Source organism: Streptomyces sp. NPDC044921 (assembly GCF_056432865.1).
Genome location: NZ_JBWKIF010000010.1, coordinates 1 through 15,369 on the forward strand (window position 1 = coordinate 1; position 15,369 = coordinate 15,369).

A 15,369-nucleotide genomic window follows, 5' to 3' on the forward strand; every position below is an offset into this window, starting at 1 on the left:
GGCGTAGATGTCGCAATCCACACCGAACCCAGAAGGCCCTCACCCGTTCAAGCACCCAGCACGCGTGTCACCAACGTCCCGGGACAGCACACCTAACCGGCGTCGGCCGCAGTCAGGCATCCCGGCCCGACGGCACGGTGGTCCAGCAGCCAGCAGCCAGCAGCCAGTAGTCAGTAGCCAGCAGTCCGGCGATCCCTGGGGGCGGCAGATGGCAGGGCAGTCCGTGCCGGGCCGGCGTCCCGATGCGGGGCCGCCCGGTCGGATCGCCGCCGTCAGGATGCGTGTCCGGGGGCCTTGACCGCGTCAGGACGGCCCGGCGTGCGCGTCCGTCGCGTGCCCGGCCCCGTCTGCCGCTCCGTGGCGCGCCCCCGCTTCCCACAGGCACCAGGCCGACCACAGCAGCAGGATGAGGAAGGCGGCGAGCAGTCCCAGAAGCAGCACCATCTGCCGCGCCGATCCCTCGCCCTGGATCAGATGGAGCAGCAGGCAGAAGGTCCAGGCCACCACACCGCTCGCATACAGGCCCCTGAGCTGTCGCAACTGACTGATCGAACCCATCGTCACCCTTCGGGGCCGTGTCCTCACGTGTCTCCCAGCCGATACCCCCGCCACGCGAGTTCACCGCTTCGCGGGCCGCCGATCTCGCCGGGTTCGCTCACCGGCCCCGCCCTTTTCCGGTTCGGGCCGCGACCGGCTGCCGCAGAGCCTGGTGCATCGAGCGGAGGCGGTCCAGGGAGCGGCGCCGCATCCACAGGACCCAGGAGCACAGCGCGACCGTGGCGACCGCGAAGACAAGAGGGAAGGCGAGGGAACCGCCGGCGGCCCCCAGGACGAACATGCCGACCGCGACGAGACCCATGGCGCCGAGCCAGTACGGCAGCCACTTGCCCGCCCGCTCCATCCGGCCGAGCTGGTCGGCGACCAGCCGTCGCATGGCCGCCTGCTCCTCGGGCTCCCGCGGCACCTCACGGTGCCGGATCTTGCGGTTCAGATCGGCGAGTCCGCCCGCGTCGGTGCCCACGGCGCGGGCGGACCGGCGGCGCTGGACGGCCAGGACCGCGATGGCGGCTCCGGTGCAGAGAGCGCTGTGGAACACCCAGGCGGCCGGGTGCCCCTCCCTGCGGATCAGGGCTGTGGTGCCCAGTGCCAGCAGGAAGACCAGAATCGCCTGCGCGGTCAGACTGCGATCGAGTAAGCGCTTGAGCGACAGCACAGCGCGGACCTCCTCGAAGGGGAATCGGGACAACGTCGTCGCCTCCCGGATACCCCTTGTTCCGCGACTCATCTGACCCCCGGCGGTGGCCGCCGCGGATCGCTCAGGGAGGCGTACTTCGCCGACGAGTTGGGTGGATCGCCCCCGGGTGCCGACCGGAGGGACGGCGCTCAGCCGATGCCCTGGCGATCCGGATGCAGGGCGAAGGCGCGGTCCGCCGGGGTGGGGGCCGCCAGGGCGATCTGCTGCCGGAGGAGTTCGCGGTGGCGCAGCAGCGGCTCGCGCCGTTCCGGCGGCGCGAGCCGGAGCAGGTCGTCCAGCCCGGCCAGCATGCGCCGGGACACCTGGGGGCTCCCCGCGGCGCAGCCCCGGACCTCCGTGAACCCGAGATCCACGAGGTCGGTCCACCCCGGCACGGGCTGCACCAGCCGCACCGCCCCGCCCCGGTCGCGGTGCAGGGCGGAGTCCAGTGGACGCCGGCTCATCGCCGCCAGGAACTGCACGATGCGGTCCAGCGCCTGGACGGCGGTCGTCGGGTCGTTGATCGCCGGTGACAGGGCACGCAGCGCGATGTCCGCCAGCTGCCGCAGACCGAATCCGAGATCCTGGTGGTAGGTCCGCTCCACTCCCACCGACACGGTGCCACGCAGCGCGCCGCGCGGCGGGGCGGCCCCGCCGTGGACGGCCAGCACCGGCGTGCCCGGCACCACGAAGTCCCCGATCCGCGGCAGCAGCCGCAGCACCACCCCGTGCTTGCGCGCCACCCGCACCAGCCGCGCGATGTGCACGTCCCGCAGCACCCCCGCCCGGCCCTCGTGCGGCACCCACGCGGTCGCGGGCCCCGGGCCGGCCGTCTCCCGGCCGCCCGACGGCGCGGGCATGGAGGCGGCCACCCGGAACGACTCGGCGGCGATCCGCGCGATCACCTGGCTGATCCGCATCAGCCGCAGGGTGGTGTTCACATAGAGCACGAACAGCAGCAGGCTCAGCGCGACCATGCAGAGCGTGAGGACGGACTGCACCAGCGGCAGCGACGTCACGGCACGGGGGTCGTCGGCGCTGTCGAACGCGGTCAGCACGAGCAGCGTCAGCACGAACGTGGCCAGGAACACCGCGAAGGTCGCCTTGGTGATCCGGCTGCGGACGAAGAGCCGCACCACACGCGGGGTGAACTGGCCGCTCGCCATCTGCACGGCCACCAGCGAGATGCTGAAGACCACGCCGATGAAGGTCATCATCGCCGCGCCGACCGCGCCGACCACGGCCTTCGCGTCGTCCGCGAACCGCATGAACTCGTCGAGCGTGTCGTGGTCGCCCTCCTCCTGGAGCGCTTCCACGACGGCCGTGTCCAGCGCCTGTGCTCCCAGCCACACCACGAAGACGGCGACCATCGCCGCGGTGGGCGCGAACCAGAACGTGTCCCGCAGGTGCTCCCTGAGCGGTGACAGGGGTCGCGGGCGGCGCCCGGTGGCGGGGCTCTGCGTCACCATCCAGTCACTCATGGTGTGACCCTAGGGGCAACGGCCCGCGAGGTCCCGCAAGCCCGCCCGGCGGACGGAAACGCAGGTGAAAGGCACTCCGAAACCTTGGTATTGTTGTGCCTGTCGCCGCGGGGAGCACCCCTGGCAAGGCGGCGGACACCTGGTCCGGGTGGCGGAATGGCAGACGCGCTAGCTTGAGGTGCTAGTGCCCTTTATCGGGCGTGGGGGTTCAAGTCCCCCCTCGGACACGGACACCAAGGGTGCCGACCACATCATGGTCGGCACCCTTTCTCGTGCCCGGCCGGTGTCCCCACGACCGCCGGCGACCCGCTCACGGACGCGCTGCGGCCCACCCTCGACACCCGGAGCGCACGCATTGATGGAAGAAGCCGACGTCGACGACGAGGAGCCGGCATGACCACCGACGCGACCGGGACCGACGTCACCGAGCAGGTCGTGGCGGGAGGCCCGCCCGGCTCCTGACCACGGTTGTCGCGGACAGAAGGTGACCGCAAGCTTCCCTACGGTCGTCGCATGACCGAGACGCAGCAGATCCTTGTCACCGGCGCCACCGGTACCGTCGGCCGCCAGGTCGTCGCCGAACTCCTCGCCCGGGGCCACCGGGTGCGCGCACTGACCCGCGACGCCGCGAAGGCCGCCTTCCCGGAGGGCGTCGACGTCGTCGAGGGCGACCTGACCCAACCCGACGGTCTGGCCCCGGCCCTGGAGGGTGTGACCGGCCTGCACCTGATCACCTTCGGCGGGGCCGCGTTCACCCCGCTGCGGACCGGCCCGCACCTCCTGCGACTGGCCCGTGCGGCCGGTGTCCGCCGCGTCACCGTGCTGCACGGCGGCGGGCCGACCCCGCTGGAGGACGCCGTGCGGGCCGCCGACGGCCTGGACTGGACGGTGCTCATGCCGGTCGAGTTCATGGCGAACGCCCTCGAGTGGGCGGACGGGATCAAGGCGTCGGGCGAGGTCCGCGAGCCGTTCGTCTCCCGGCTCAGCGCCATGGTCCACGAGGCCGACATCGGCGCCGTCGCCGCGGTCGCGCTGACCGAGGAGGGCCACGCGGGCCAGGAACACGTGATCACCGGCCCGCAGGTGCTCACCGTCGGCGACAAGGTACGCATCCTCGCCGCCGCCGTCGGCCGCGAGATCGCCCTGGTCGAGCTGACCGAGGAGCAGGCCGTCGCCCAATGGCGGGCCGCGCACCTGCCGGAGGACGTGATCGGCTTCCTGCTGGAGGCGTACGGCAACACGCCCGAGGTCGGCCGTACCGTCTCCGGCACCGTCGAGAAGGTCACCGGCCGCCCGGCGCGCACCTTCGCCCAGTGGGCCGCCGAACACGCCGGCGCCTTCCGGTGACCGCCGAGGGTGTCCCGCACAGGGACGCCCGCGCTCCGCCCACGACCTACCCGGGCACGGTGAACGGCGGCTACGGCCAGGACCCGCGCTGCACGGCCCTCGCCACGGCGGAACTGCGCCGTGAGGACCACGCCCTCACGGCGATGTACCGCACCCACGACACCCCGGCACCGCCGGGATAATCCCTGGCCCCGCTCCCGCGGGGCTCCCTACACTCACGCACGTACCCGCACCGCCCACGACCCGGGCGGTGCGCCGGCGTGACGAACGAAGGGAGACGGCCGTGCGTGACCACACCGCTGCCGCCGTCTCCCTCCCGCGCTCCGAGGTGATCCTCGTGTCTTCGTCGCCCCGGTGCCCGCTGCGCGGCGGCACCGGCTGACCCGGACGAAACCGGCCACCCGGCGCGGAGCTGACGTTCCGTCGGCCCGCTGGCGCCTGCCTGCCCTCCTCGCCCGGCAATCGCGCTGCCCTCTTCCCGACCGCACCGAAAGGCCCCGGGCCGTGCGCACCACCCACAACCCGCTCGCCGCCGTCCGCAACCTCGGCATCCTCGCCCATGTCGACGCCGGCAAGACCACCGTCACCGAACGGATCCTGTTCGCGACCGGAACCACGCACAAGCGCGGCGAGGTCCACGACGGCACGACCGTCACGGACTTCGACCCGCAGGAGCGCGACCGGGGGATCACCATCTTCGCCGCGGCGGTGAGCTGCGCCTGGGACGGTCACCGGATCAACCTCATCGACACCCCCGGGCACGTCGACTTCGCCGACGAGGTGGAGCGCGCGCTGCGGGTGCTCGACGGCGCCGTCGCCGTGTTCGACGCGGCGGCCGGAGTCGAGCCGCAGAGCGAGTCGGTGTGGCGCCAGGCCGACCGGCACGGCGTGCCGCGCATCGCGTTCGTCAACAAGATGGACCGGGCCGGCGCCGACCTCGACGCGGCCGTGGCGTCGATCCGGGAGCGGCTGCACCCGGCGCCGCTGGCCGTGCACCTGCCGATCGGCGCGGAGGACGCCTTCACCGGCGTCGTCGACCTCGTTCGCATGCGCGCCCTGCTGTGGAACGACGGCGGTGCCCTGAGCGACCTGGCCGTGCCGGACGACCTGCGGGACGAGGCACTCGCCCGCCGCCGGGCCCTGGAGGAGACCGTGGCGGAGCTGCACCCGGGCGCCCTGGAGGAGTTCTGCGCCACGGGGTCGCTCTCGGAGCGGACTCTCCGGACGGCCCTGCGGGACCTCACCCGGGACGGGGACGGCGTGGTCGTGCTGTGCGGCTCCGCGTACCGCAACCGCGGGATCGAGCCGCTGCTCGACGCCGTGGTGGCGTGGCTGCCGTCGCCGCTGGACGTGGAACCGGTGCGCGGCACCCACGCCGGTGCGCAGCAGCGGCGGCCCGCCGACCCGGCGGCCCCGCCGGTGGCCCTCGCGTTCAAGGTGCAGGCCACCGCGACGGGACGGCTGACGTATCTGCGCGTCTACGCGGGGACGATCGGGAAGGGGGACACGCTGTGGGACGCGACCGCGGGCCGCGCCGAGCGGATCGGCCGGATCCTGCGGGTGCAGGCCGACCGGCACACACCGCTGCCCAGCGCCGTCGCCGGGGACATCGTGGCCGTCGTCGGGTTCAAGTCCGCCCGCGCCGGCTCGACCCTGTGCGCTCCGGACGCCCCGCTGCTGCTGGAACCGCCCGGCGTGCCCGAACCGGTGGTGTCGGTCGCCGTCGAGACCCGCAGGGCCGGGGACACCGACCGGCTGGCCTCGGGGCTGGCCCGGCTGGCCGAGGAGGACCCCTCGCTGGTCGCGCGCACCGACCCGGAGACCGGGCAGACCGTACTGTCCGGCATGGGCGAACTGCACCTGGAGGTGGCGGTGGAGAAGCTCCGGCGCGACCTCGGCCTGGAGGTCACCGTCGGCCGCCCCCGGGTCGGCCACCGCGAGACCGTCGGCCGGGGGGTGTCGGGGCTGGTGTACCGGCACGTCAAACAGGACGGCGGGGCGGGGCAGTTCGCCCATGTGGTGCTCGACGTGGAGCCGTACGAGGAGGGCGCCTTCGCGTTCCGTTCCACGGTCGTCGGCGGACGCGTGCCGCAGGAGTACGTCCGGGCGGTGGAGGCCGGCTGCCGGGACGCCCTCGCCGAGGGACCGCTCGGCGGACACCCGGTGACCGGGCTGCGCGTCACGCTGACCGACGGGGCGACCCACGTGAAGGACTCCTCGGACACGGCGTTCCGTACGGCCGGGCGGCTCGGGCTGCGCCAGGCCCTGCGCGCCTGCGCGATGGTCCTGCTGGAGCCGGTCGCCGAGGTCACCGTCACCGTGCCCGAGGACGCGGTCGGCGGCGTGCTCGGCGACCTCGCCGCCCGGCGCGGCCGGGTGACGGGTTCGGTCACCCGGGCGGGCGCGGCGGTCGTCACGGCCACCGTGCCGCTGGCGGAACTGTTCGGCTACGCCACCCGGTTGCGCGGCCGCACCCAGGGGCGCGGCACGTTCACCAGCCGGCCGGCCGGGTACGCGCCGGCACCGGCGGCCACCGCGGCGCGCTAGGACCCCGGCCGCCCCCTCCCCTCCCGGCGGAGGGAAGGGGGCGGCCCGCTCGACGGGTGCCGGCGCCGTTCGTACGAGTGCCGGACCCGTTCGTACGGGTGCCGGCCCGGCCCCGTTCCTACGGGTACGACACGACCGTCGACGGCACGGTGGACGTGCCCGACGTGGGCGCCCCCGTGTCGTTGATGACGCACTCGTACTGCCCGTGGCCGCCCAGCGAGACCACGAGCAGGTCGTGGAAGCGCACCCCGGGCCGGATGGGCGCGGCGAAGCCGTGGTGCTGCACGATGGTCGGGTCCACGTTGTAGTAGCAGTAGCTGCCCAGGCCCCAGCCCTCGTGGGTCGTCACGTTGTACCCGACCCGGTAGGCCGCGTAGCCCTTGACCGAACCGTTCTGGATCGCGGCCTGGTTCGGCGCGTCGTACGCCTTCTCGTTCTGGAAGAAGATCGTGCGGCCGCGCTCGCCGAACCACTGCACGTCGTACTTGTTGAAGTGCTCCACGAACAGGCCGGTGGCCAGGACGTCGTGTCCGTTGACCACGACGCCGTAGTCGGCCCGGTTGGTCTCCCAGCCGACACCGTCGCCGTGGTCGGCGCGCCAGACCCAGGTGTGGTCGACGATCGTGTGGCGGCTGTTGACGACCATGCTGGTGGTGGCCTTGCCGGGGCCCGCTCCGCCGATGCGGATGAACACGTCCTGGACGGTGGTCGGGTTGGCGGAGTGGTCCCGGGCGGCGCCGGGCGGCCCGATCTCCAGCAGGGTCGGGGAGTTGACCGGCCCGGCGTCGATGAGGAACCCGGCCAGCCGGACGCCGTCGACGTCGGCGACCCTCAGCGCGGTGACGCCGTTGCCGGGGACGAGCGTGGCGTACCCGAGGCCCAGCACCACGGTGTTGGCCCGGTCCACCCGGATCGGCCGGTCCAGGTGGTAGATCCCCGGCGTCAGCAGCAGGTGCAGGCCCTCGGCCAGGGCCTGGTTGAGCGTGGCCGCCGAGACGCCCGGCTTGGCGACGTAGAACCGGGTCAGCGGCAGGGAGGTGCCGCGCGGGGTGCCGCTGCCCCAGGTGACGCCCCGGGCGTTGGTCCGCTTCTCGGGCAGGAAGACCCGGTACTCGCTGCCGCTGAGGTACAGGAACGGCTTCTCACGGGAGACCGGGGTCGTGGCCAGCGTGGTGTACGGCGGGTTCGGGAAACCCTGCGCGGGCGCGCCCTCCACGCCGGAGAACACCATGTTCCACACGCCGTTGAGCCATCCGCCGATCGCGCTGTCCCGGGTGTACCACTGCTGCTGCGAGTACGGCTGCACCTGGCCGTCGATCCGGCTGTCGGCGATGTAGCCGCCGCTGGACCAGCCGTATCCGGTCGGGGCGAGGTTGAGGTTGCCGCGCACGTGCATGCGGCGGAACGGGGCCGCCTGGGAGACCGCCCAGCGGTTGGTGCCGTTGACGGGGACCACGGCCAGGTTCTCCGCCGAACGCCAGAAGTTCTGCGTGGCGTTGCCGTCGAACCAGCCCGCGTCGACCGTGATGTCGCCGTTGATGGTGGTGTCGTCGGGGGAGAGGCCGAGGCCGGAGATCGAGGTGTAGAAGCCGATCTGCGCGTTGAGGCCGTGGTAGGTGCCGGGCTTGAACAGCAGCTGGTAGCGGCCGGTGCCGAACTGGGCCGACTCCTGCCGCCGGAAGATCTCGTCCAGTCTGCCCTGGATGTTCGGCGTGGAGGGGTCGAAGACGACCACGTTGGGACCGAGGTCGCCGCCGCCGGGAAGGGCGCGCGGCTTGCCGCGCGCGGGCTTCTTCCGGCCGGCCGGGGCGGCCACGGCCGTGCCGGGCAGGCCGGCGAGCACGGTGGCCGCCGCGGCGGCGCCGAGGACGGCTCGGCGGCCGGGGGAGGGCAGGCCGGACGACGGGGAGTCAGTGGGCATGGGGCGGCTCTCCTGGTTCAGGAAGTGAACGGCGTGGGGTACGGGGAGCGCTCTCTCGCCGCTGAATGGTTCATCCGTGGAACAGATGCGTCAAGGGGTGCGGCGAGAGTTCGGAGAGTGCGTCGAAACCCTTGACGAGCCCGCCGTCCGGGGATTAACTCACGTCCTAAATTAAGCCATGACGACTCCCTCCCGGCGGGGGAGCACGGTCTGGGGGGACGTACTCCCGTACTCCCGGAAGGGACACGAGCAGCATGCGCAGTACCCGAGCCGCGGCCGCAGGCGCCGTCACCCTGTCACTCGTCCTCGCGGCCACGGCCTGCGGAGGCGGCTCCGCGACGGGCGGCGGGTCCAACGACTCGCCCAAGACGCTGACGTACTGGGCCTCCAACCAGGGCGCCAGCATCGAGATCGACAAGAAGGTCCTCCAGCCCGAACTCGACAAGTTCGAGAAGCAGACCGGGATCAAGGTGCAGCTGGAGGTCGTCCCCTGGTCCGACCTGCTCAACCGGATCCTCACCGCCACCACCTCCGGCCAGGGCCCGGACGTGCTGAACATCGGCAACACCTGGAGCGCCTCGCTCCAGGCCACCGGTGCCCTGCTGCCCTGGGACGCGAAGAACTTCGACAAGATCGGCGGCCGGGACCGCTTCGTCGACTCGGCGCTCGGCTCCACCGGAGCGCAGGGCGAGGACCCGGCCGCGGTGCCGCTGTACTCGATGGCGTACGCGCTCTACTACAACAAGAAGATGTTCGCCGAGGCGGGCGTCTCCAAGCCCCCGGCCACCTGGGACGAGCTGGTCGCCGTCGGGAAGAAGCTCTCGAAGAACGGCAAGTGGGGCCTGGGGGCCGAGGGTTCGAACCCGTCGGAGAACATCCACCACGCCTACGTCTTCGCCAAGCAGCACGGCGCCGACTTCTTCACCGCCGACGGCAAGCCGGACTTCACGGGTGACGCGACGGTCGCCGCGGTCAAGCAGTACGTCGACCTGATGGCCAAGGACAAGGTCATCGCGCCGGGCAACGCCGAGTACGCGCAGAACCAGTCGGTCAGCGACTTCGCCAAGGGCAAGACGGCGATGCTGCTGTGGCAGTCCGCCTCCGCCAACCTCAAGTCCCAGGGCATGAGCGAGGACGACTACGGCGTCGCGCCCGTGCCCGTGCAGTCCGGCACCCCCGGCACCGGCAAGCAGGTCAACTCGATGGTGGCGGGCATCAACCTCGCCGTCTTCAAGAACACCGACAACCTCGACGGCGCCACCACGTTCGTGAAGTTCATGACCAGCGACGCCGAGCAGAAGATCCTCAACAAGGCCTACAGCTCGATCCCGCCGGTGAAGTCCGCCCAGTCGGACGCCGCGTTCGCCACCCCCGCCAACACCGTCCTGAAGGACACCCTCGCCACGAGCGCCGTCGCGCTGCCGCAGGTCGCCGACGAGTCGCAGTTCGAGACGGCCGTCGGAACGGCCATCAAGGAGCTGTTCGCCGACGCCGCCGCCGGACGCGCCGTCACCACCGCGTCGGTCAAGGCGGCCCTGGAGAAGGCCCAGCAGCAGATGCCGGCGGCCTGAACGACATGACCACCACGGTTGAAGCCGGCACGCCGCCGGTCCGCACGAGCCCGTCCGGCGCGGCGCGCGGCCCCCGCCGCCGCACCGGGCGGATCCGCCGCGTCGGCCTGCCCTACCTGCTGCTCCTGCCCGCGCTGCTGCTCGAACTGCTCGTCCACCTGGTGCCGATGGTGATCGGCGTGGTGATGAGCTTCAAGGAGCTCACGCAGTTCTACATCCGCGACTGGGGCGCCGCCCCCTGGTCCGCGCTCGACAACTACCGGGTGTCGGTGGACTTCGACGCCCCGGTCGGCGAGGCGCTGCTGCACTCCTTCCTCGTCACCGTCGCCTTCACGCTGCTGTCGGTGGGCCTGTGCTGGCTGATCGGCACGGCCGCCGCGGTCTTCATGCAGGACACCTTCCGGGGCCGCGGCCTGCTGCGGGCGCTGTTCCTCGTCCCGTACGCCCTGCCGGTCTACGCGGCCGTCATCACCTGGGTGTTCATGTTCCAGCACGACAACGGCCTGGTGAACCACGTCCTGCACGACCAGCTCGGCCTCACCGACAAGCCGTCCTTCTGGCTCATCGGCGACAACAGCTTCATCGCACTGCTGACCGTGTCGGTGTGGAAGGGCTGGCCGTTCGCCTTCCTCATCGTCATGGCCGGACTGCAGAACATCCCGCGCGAGCTGTACGAGGCCGCCGCCCTGGACGGCGCCGGGGTGTGGCAGCAGATCCGCCGCATCACCCTGCCGTCGCTGCGCCCGGTCAACCAGGTGCTGGTCCTCGTGCTGTTCCTGTGGACGTTCAACGACTTCAACACCCCGTACGTCCTGTTCGGCCGGACCGCGCCGGAGGCGGCCGACCTCATCTCGGTGCACATCTACCAGGCCTCGTTCGTCACCTGGAACTTCGGCACGGGCTCGGCGATGTCGGTGCTCCTGCTGCTGTTCCTGCTGGTGGTGACCGGCGTGTACCTGGCGCTGACCTCGCGCGGACGGAGGGCCGCCTCATGAGCTCCCCCCTGGCCCCGCCCCGGTCCTTCCTGTGGTCCCGGCGGATCTTCCTGACGCTGCTGACCGGCTTCGTGCTGCTGCCGGTCTACGTCATGGTCTCCAGCTCGCTGAAGCCGCTGGCCGACGTCACGGGCAAGTTCCGCTGGCTGCCGACCGAGCTGACGATCCGCCCGTACGTCGACATCTGGTCGACGGTCCCGCTGGCGCGCTACTTCGTCAACTCCCTGATCGTGGCGGGCGCGGCGACGGTCTGCTCGGTGGTGATCGCGGTCTTCGCGGCGTACGCGGTGAGCCGCTACGACTTCCGCGGCAAACGCGTCTTCACGGTCACCGTCCTGTCGACGCAGATGTTCCCCGGCATCCTCTTCCTGCTGCCGCTGTTCCTCATCTACGTCAACATCGGCAACGCCACCGGCATCGCCCTGTTCGGCTCGCGCGGCGGTCTGATCCTCACCTACCTCACCTTCTCGCTGCCGTTCTCCATCTGGATGCTGATCGGCTACTTCGACTCCGTGCCCCGCGACCTGGACGAGGCGGCGCTGGTCGACGGCTGCGGCCCGCTGGGCGCGCTGTTCCGGGTCGTGGTCCCGGCGGCCGTCCCCGGCATCGTCGCGGTGGCCGTCTACGCCTTCATGACCGCCTGGGGCGAAGTCCTGTTCGCCTCGGTGATGACCAACGACACCACCCGCACCCTCGCCGTCGGCCTCCAGGGCTACTCGACCCTCAACGACGTGTACTGGAACCAGATCATGGCCGCCTCGCTGGTCGTCAGCGTCCCCGTCGTCGCGGGCTTCCTGCTGCTCCAGCGCTATCTCGTCGCCGGCCTGACGGCAGGAGCCGTCAAGTGACCGACCCGTACGTTCCCGAGAGGACTTCCGTGACCATCGACTATGCCGCCCTCCCCGACGACTTCCTGTGGGGCACGGCCACCTCGGCGTACCAGATCGAGGGCGCCGTGGCGGAGGACGGCCGCGCGCCGTCGATCTGGGACACCTTCTCGCACACCCCCGGCAAGACCGCCGGCGGCGACCACGGTGACGTCGCCTGCGACCACTACCACCGCTGGCGCGAGGACATCGCCCTGATGCGGCGGCTGGGCGTGAACGCCTACCGCCTCTCGGTCGCCTGGCCGCGCGTCCTGCCGGGCGGCGACGGCCCCGTGAACCCCAAGGGCCTGGCCTTCTACGACGAGCTGATCGACGGCCTGCTGGAGGCCGGGATCACCCCGTCCGTCACCCTCTACCACTGGGACCTGCCGCAGGCGCTGCAGGACCGCGGCGGCTGGCCGGAGCGCGACACGGCCCTGGCGTTCGCGGACTACGCCTCGGTCGTGGCCGGGCGGCTCGGCGACCGCGTGACCCACTGGGCCACCCTCAACGAACCCCTGTGCTCGGCGTGGATCGGCCACCTCGAGGGCAAGATGGCCCCCGGCTGGACCGACCTGACCGCCGCCGTCCGCGCCTCCTACCACCTGCTGCTGGGCCACGGCCTCGCGGCCCGGGCGATCCGGGCGGCGGCTCCGGGCGCCGAGGTGGGCATCGTCAACAACCTCTCCACGATCCACCCGGCCTCCGACCGCCCCGAGGACCTCGCGGCGGCCCGCCGCATGGACGGCCACACCAACCGCTGGTGGCTCGACCCCGTGCACGGCCGGGGCTTCCCGGAGGACATGCGCGAGGTCTACGGCGTCCAACTCCCCGAGCGGCCCGGCGACTCGGCCGCCATCGCGGCCCCGCTGGACTGGCTCGGCCTGAACTACTACTTCCCGCAGACCATCGCCGACGACCCGTCCGGTCCGGCCCCGTACGCCCGGGCCGTCCGCCGCGAGGGCGTCCCGCGCACCGGCATGGACTGGGAGATCGACGCCGGCGGCATCGAGACGCTGCTGCTCCGCCTCACGCGGGAGTACGGCGCCCGCCGGCTGTACGTCACGGAGAACGGCTCGGCCTTCCCCGACGTCGTCCGCCCCGACGGCACCGTCGACGACCCGGAGCGGCAGGACTACCTCCTCGGGCACCTGGCGGCCTGCGCTTCCGCCGCCCGCCAGGGCGCCCCGCTGGCCGGCTACTTCGCCTGGTCCCTGCTGGACAACTTCGAGTGGGCGTACGGGTACGAGAAGCGGTTCGGGCTGGTCCACGTGGACTACGCGACGCAGCAGCGGACGATCAAGGGGGCGGGGCACCGGTACGCCGAGGTGGTCCGGGCCCACCGGGGCCGGGCCCGCAAGGCCGCCTGAGCCCGGCACGCCGGGGCGGGCGGGGACGCGGGAGCCTCGCCCACCCCGGCCCGCAGTGTTTCGAGTGTCAGGTACATGTCATCGACGCAGGAGATGGACCGAACCGGAGGAGAGCCATGCCGTCCCGAACGCCCCGCACCCTCCTGACCGCACTCGCGGCCCTCGCACTGCTGACCGCGGGCCCGGCCCTCGCGGCCCCGGGCCCCGAGCCGCGGGCCGCGGCCGCCGCGTGGGACACGGACCGCGCGGCAGCCGCCTACGCCGTGAACCCGGCCGCCGTCACGGCGTCCGGCAGCGAGAACGCCGACACGTCCCCCGGCCGTGCCTTCGACGGCAACGGCTCCACCCGCTGGTCCAGCGACTTCTCCGACACCGCCTGGATCCGCGTCGACCTCGGCTCGACGATCCGCGTCCACCGGGTCGTCCTCGACTGGGAGGCCGCCCACGGCAAGCGCTACGTCCTGGAGGCCTCGAAGAACGGAACCGACTGGACGCCCTTCTTCACGGAGACGGCCGGAACCGGCGGCTCGGTCACGGCCCACACCTACCCCCAGGAGGTCACGGCCCGCTACGTCCGCCTGCGCGGCGTGGAACGCGCCACCCCCTACGGCTACTCGCTGTGGTCGATGAGGATCCACGGCGGCGAACCGGCACCCGCGTCCACGACCCGCACCAACCTCGCCCTGAACCACCCGGCTTACGCGAACTACTACCAGCACGCGGGCCATTCCCCGGCGTTCGTGACGGACGGCGGCCGGCCGGCGGACCTGAAGGCCGACGTCAGCCGCTGGTCGAGCGACTGGAACGCGAACCGCTGGATCTCCGTCGACCTCGGCGCACCCGCGACGATCGACACGGTCGACCTCTACTGGGAGGCGGCCTACGCCGTCGACTACGAACTCCAGGTCTCCGACGACAACCGCTCCTGGCGCACGGTGCACCGCCCGTCGGCCGCCGAGGTCGCGTCCCGTCGCGCCAACGTCAAGTCCCCCGGGGAGGCGGTGGGCCTGCACGACGCGATCCGTCTCCCGCAGCCGGTCACCGGCCGCTACGTCCGCATGCTCGGCAAGGAACGCCGCTCCTTCCACAACCCCGCCCCGGCCACGGCCCAGTTCGGCTACTCCCTCTACGAGTTCGAGGTCTGGGGCACGGGCGGCAGCGCGGCGGCCTCGTACCCGGCGCTCCCCGCCGAGCAGCCCGGCACCTACCGCACCACGTTCTTCGACGACTTCACCGCCCCGGCCCTGGACCGCGGCAAGTGGCGGGTGGTGCGCACCGGCACGGAGATGGGCTCGGTCAACGGCGAGGCGCAGGCGTACGTCGACTCGACGGACACCGTCCGCACCGAGAACGGCGCCCTGGTGCTGTCGGCCACGTACTGCAAGGGCTGCACCCGGGCCGGCGGCGCCACCTACGACTTCACCTCCGGCCGCATCGACACCCACACCCGGTTCGACTTCACCTACGGCAAGGTCAGTGCCCGCATGAAACTGCCGGTCGGCGACGGCTTCTGGCCGGCGTTCTGGCTCCTGGGCAGCGACGTGGACGACCCCTCGGTCGGCTGGCCGTCCTCGGGCGAGACGGACATCATGGAGAACATCGGCTACGCCGACTGGACCAGCACCGCGCTGCACGGTCCCGGCTACTCGGCGGACGGCAACATCGGCGCCCGCCAGACCTACCCGGGCGGCGGCCGGGCGGACGAGTGGCACACGTACGCGGTCGAATGGACCCCCACGACGATGCGCTTCTTCGTCGACGACCGCCTGGTCCAGGAGACCACCCGCAACAAGCTCGAATCCACCCGCGGCCAGTGGGTCTTCGGCCACAACCAGTACGTGATCCTCAACCTGGCCCTCGGCGGCGCGTACCCGGCCGGATGGAACAAGGTGACGAGCCCGTACTGGGGCCTGCCGCAGTCGAGCGTGGACCGGATCGCGGCCGGGGGAGTGCGGGCGGAGGTGGACTGGGTGCGGGTGGAGCAGAAGGGCTGACGCCGGGGAAACCCGGTTGCCGGGGGCACCGCCCCCTGTCAGT

General features: G+C 72.2%; 11 protein-coding genes, 1 tRNA gene and 1 pseudogene. 9 read left to right on the top strand and 4 right to left on the bottom strand.

Features of this window, described 5'->3' with window-relative positions:
* Positions 1-303 precede the first annotated feature (303 nt).
* The 3 genes from AC07DA_RS17230 to AC07DA_RS17240 form a co-directional block, all read right to left on the bottom strand.
* On the bottom strand, positions 304-558 hold the full coding sequence (locus AC07DA_RS17230; RefSeq protein ID WP_479128977.1) for a hypothetical protein: 255 nt from the start codon (positions 556-558) through the stop codon (positions 304-306).
* Positions 559-655: 97 nt separating this feature from the next.
* The gene (locus tag AC07DA_RS17235; RefSeq protein WP_479128979.1) at positions 656-1,246 is read right to left on the bottom strand and encodes a hypothetical protein; all 591 of its coding nucleotides are present in this window, start codon (positions 1,244-1,246) and stop codon (positions 656-658) included.
* A gap of 137 nt (positions 1,247-1,383) precedes the next feature.
* Positions 1,384-2,715 carry a DUF2254 domain-containing protein gene (locus AC07DA_RS17240; protein WP_479128981.1) on the bottom strand — a complete coding sequence of 444 codons (1,332 nt, stop codon included), beginning with the start codon at positions 2,713-2,715 and terminating at the stop codon, positions 1,384-1,386.
* Positions 2,716-2,857: 142 nt separating this feature from the next.
* On the opposite strand from AC07DA_RS17240, the gene AC07DA_RS17245 reads away from it, so the two are divergent.
* The 4 genes and pseudogenes from AC07DA_RS17245 (at position 2,858) to fusA (ending at position 6,609) form a co-directional block, all read left to right on the top strand.
* Positions 2,858-2,942 (top strand) — tRNA-Leu (locus AC07DA_RS17245).
* A 286-nt stretch (positions 2,943-3,228) separates the two neighbouring features.
* Positions 3,229-4,062: an NmrA family NAD(P)-binding protein gene (locus AC07DA_RS17250; protein ID WP_479128983.1), complete on the top strand. Its 834-nt coding sequence runs from the start codon at positions 3,229-3,231 to the stop codon at positions 4,060-4,062.
* Between the two features lie 41 nt (positions 4,063-4,103).
* Positions 4,104-4,244 (top strand): annotated as a pseudogene (locus AC07DA_RS17255) (YceI family protein); the annotation flags it as partial.
* Between the two features lie 322 nt (positions 4,245-4,566).
* On the top strand, positions 4,567-6,609 hold the full coding sequence (gene fusA / locus AC07DA_RS17260) for an elongation factor G (RefSeq protein ID WP_479128985.1): 2,043 nt from the start codon (positions 4,567-4,569) through the stop codon (positions 6,607-6,609).
* A 118-nt stretch (positions 6,610-6,727) separates the two neighbouring features.
* Here fusA and AC07DA_RS17265 read toward each other — a convergent pair whose 3' ends face one another.
* Positions 6,728-8,530 carry a coagulation factor 5/8 type domain-containing protein gene (locus AC07DA_RS17265; protein ID WP_479128987.1) on the bottom strand — a complete coding sequence of 601 codons (1,803 nt, stop codon included), beginning with the start codon at positions 8,528-8,530 and terminating at the stop codon, positions 6,728-6,730.
* 254 nt (positions 8,531-8,784) lie between these two features.
* On the opposite strand from AC07DA_RS17265, the gene AC07DA_RS17270 reads away from it, so the two are divergent.
* From AC07DA_RS17270 to AC07DA_RS17290, 5 genes are all read left to right on the top strand, one after another.
* Positions 8,785-10,101, top strand: a complete 1,317-nt coding sequence (locus tag AC07DA_RS17270) for an ABC transporter substrate-binding protein (protein ID WP_479128989.1) — start codon at positions 8,785-8,787, stop codon at positions 10,099-10,101.
* A gap of 5 nt (positions 10,102-10,106) precedes the next feature.
* The gene (locus tag AC07DA_RS17275; protein WP_479128991.1) at positions 10,107-11,096 is read left to right on the top strand and encodes a carbohydrate ABC transporter permease; all 990 of its coding nucleotides are present in this window, start codon (positions 10,107-10,109) and stop codon (positions 11,094-11,096) included.
* Between the two features lie 8 nt (positions 11,097-11,104).
* Positions 11,105-11,944 (top strand): carbohydrate ABC transporter permease, encoded by an 840-nt coding sequence (locus tag AC07DA_RS17280; RefSeq protein WP_383322339.1) that lies wholly within the window; start codon positions 11,105-11,107, stop codon positions 11,942-11,944.
* Between the two features lie 29 nt (positions 11,945-11,973).
* Positions 11,974-13,332, top strand: a complete 1,359-nt coding sequence (locus AC07DA_RS17285) for a GH1 family beta-glucosidase (protein WP_479128993.1) — start codon at positions 11,974-11,976, stop codon at positions 13,330-13,332.
* A gap of 116 nt (positions 13,333-13,448) precedes the next feature.
* Positions 13,449-15,326: a discoidin domain-containing protein gene (locus AC07DA_RS17290; protein ID WP_479128995.1), complete on the top strand. Its 1,878-nt coding sequence runs from the start codon at positions 13,449-13,451 to the stop codon at positions 15,324-15,326.
* Positions 15,327-15,369: the final 43 nt, after the last annotated feature.

What these genes read in the sequence shown, in the direction of transcription:
- AC07DA_RS17240 (WP_479128981.1), bottom strand. Translation starts at nt 2,715, where the DNA reads ATGAGTGACTGGATGGTGACGCAGAGCCCCGCCACCGGGCGCCGCCCG.
- AC07DA_RS17265 (WP_479128987.1), bottom strand. Translation starts at nt 8,530, where the DNA reads ATGCCCACTGACTCCCCGTCGTCCGGCCTGCCCTCCCCCGGCCGCCGA.
- AC07DA_RS17230 (WP_479128977.1), bottom strand. Translation starts at nt 558, where the DNA reads ATGGGTTCGATCAGTCAGTTGCGACAGCTCAGGGGCCTGTATGCGAGC.
- AC07DA_RS17290 (WP_479128995.1), top strand. Translation starts at nt 13,449, where the DNA reads ATGCCGTCCCGAACGCCCCGCACCCTCCTGACCGCACTCGCGGCCCTC.
- AC07DA_RS17270 (WP_479128989.1), top strand. Translation starts at nt 8,785, where the DNA reads ATGCGCAGTACCCGAGCCGCGGCCGCAGGCGCCGTCACCCTGTCACTC.
- AC07DA_RS17275 (WP_479128991.1), top strand. Translation starts at nt 10,107, where the DNA reads ATGACCACCACGGTTGAAGCCGGCACGCCGCCGGTCCGCACGAGCCCG.
- AC07DA_RS17250 (WP_479128983.1), top strand. Translation starts at nt 3,229, where the DNA reads ATGACCGAGACGCAGCAGATCCTTGTCACCGGCGCCACCGGTACCGTC.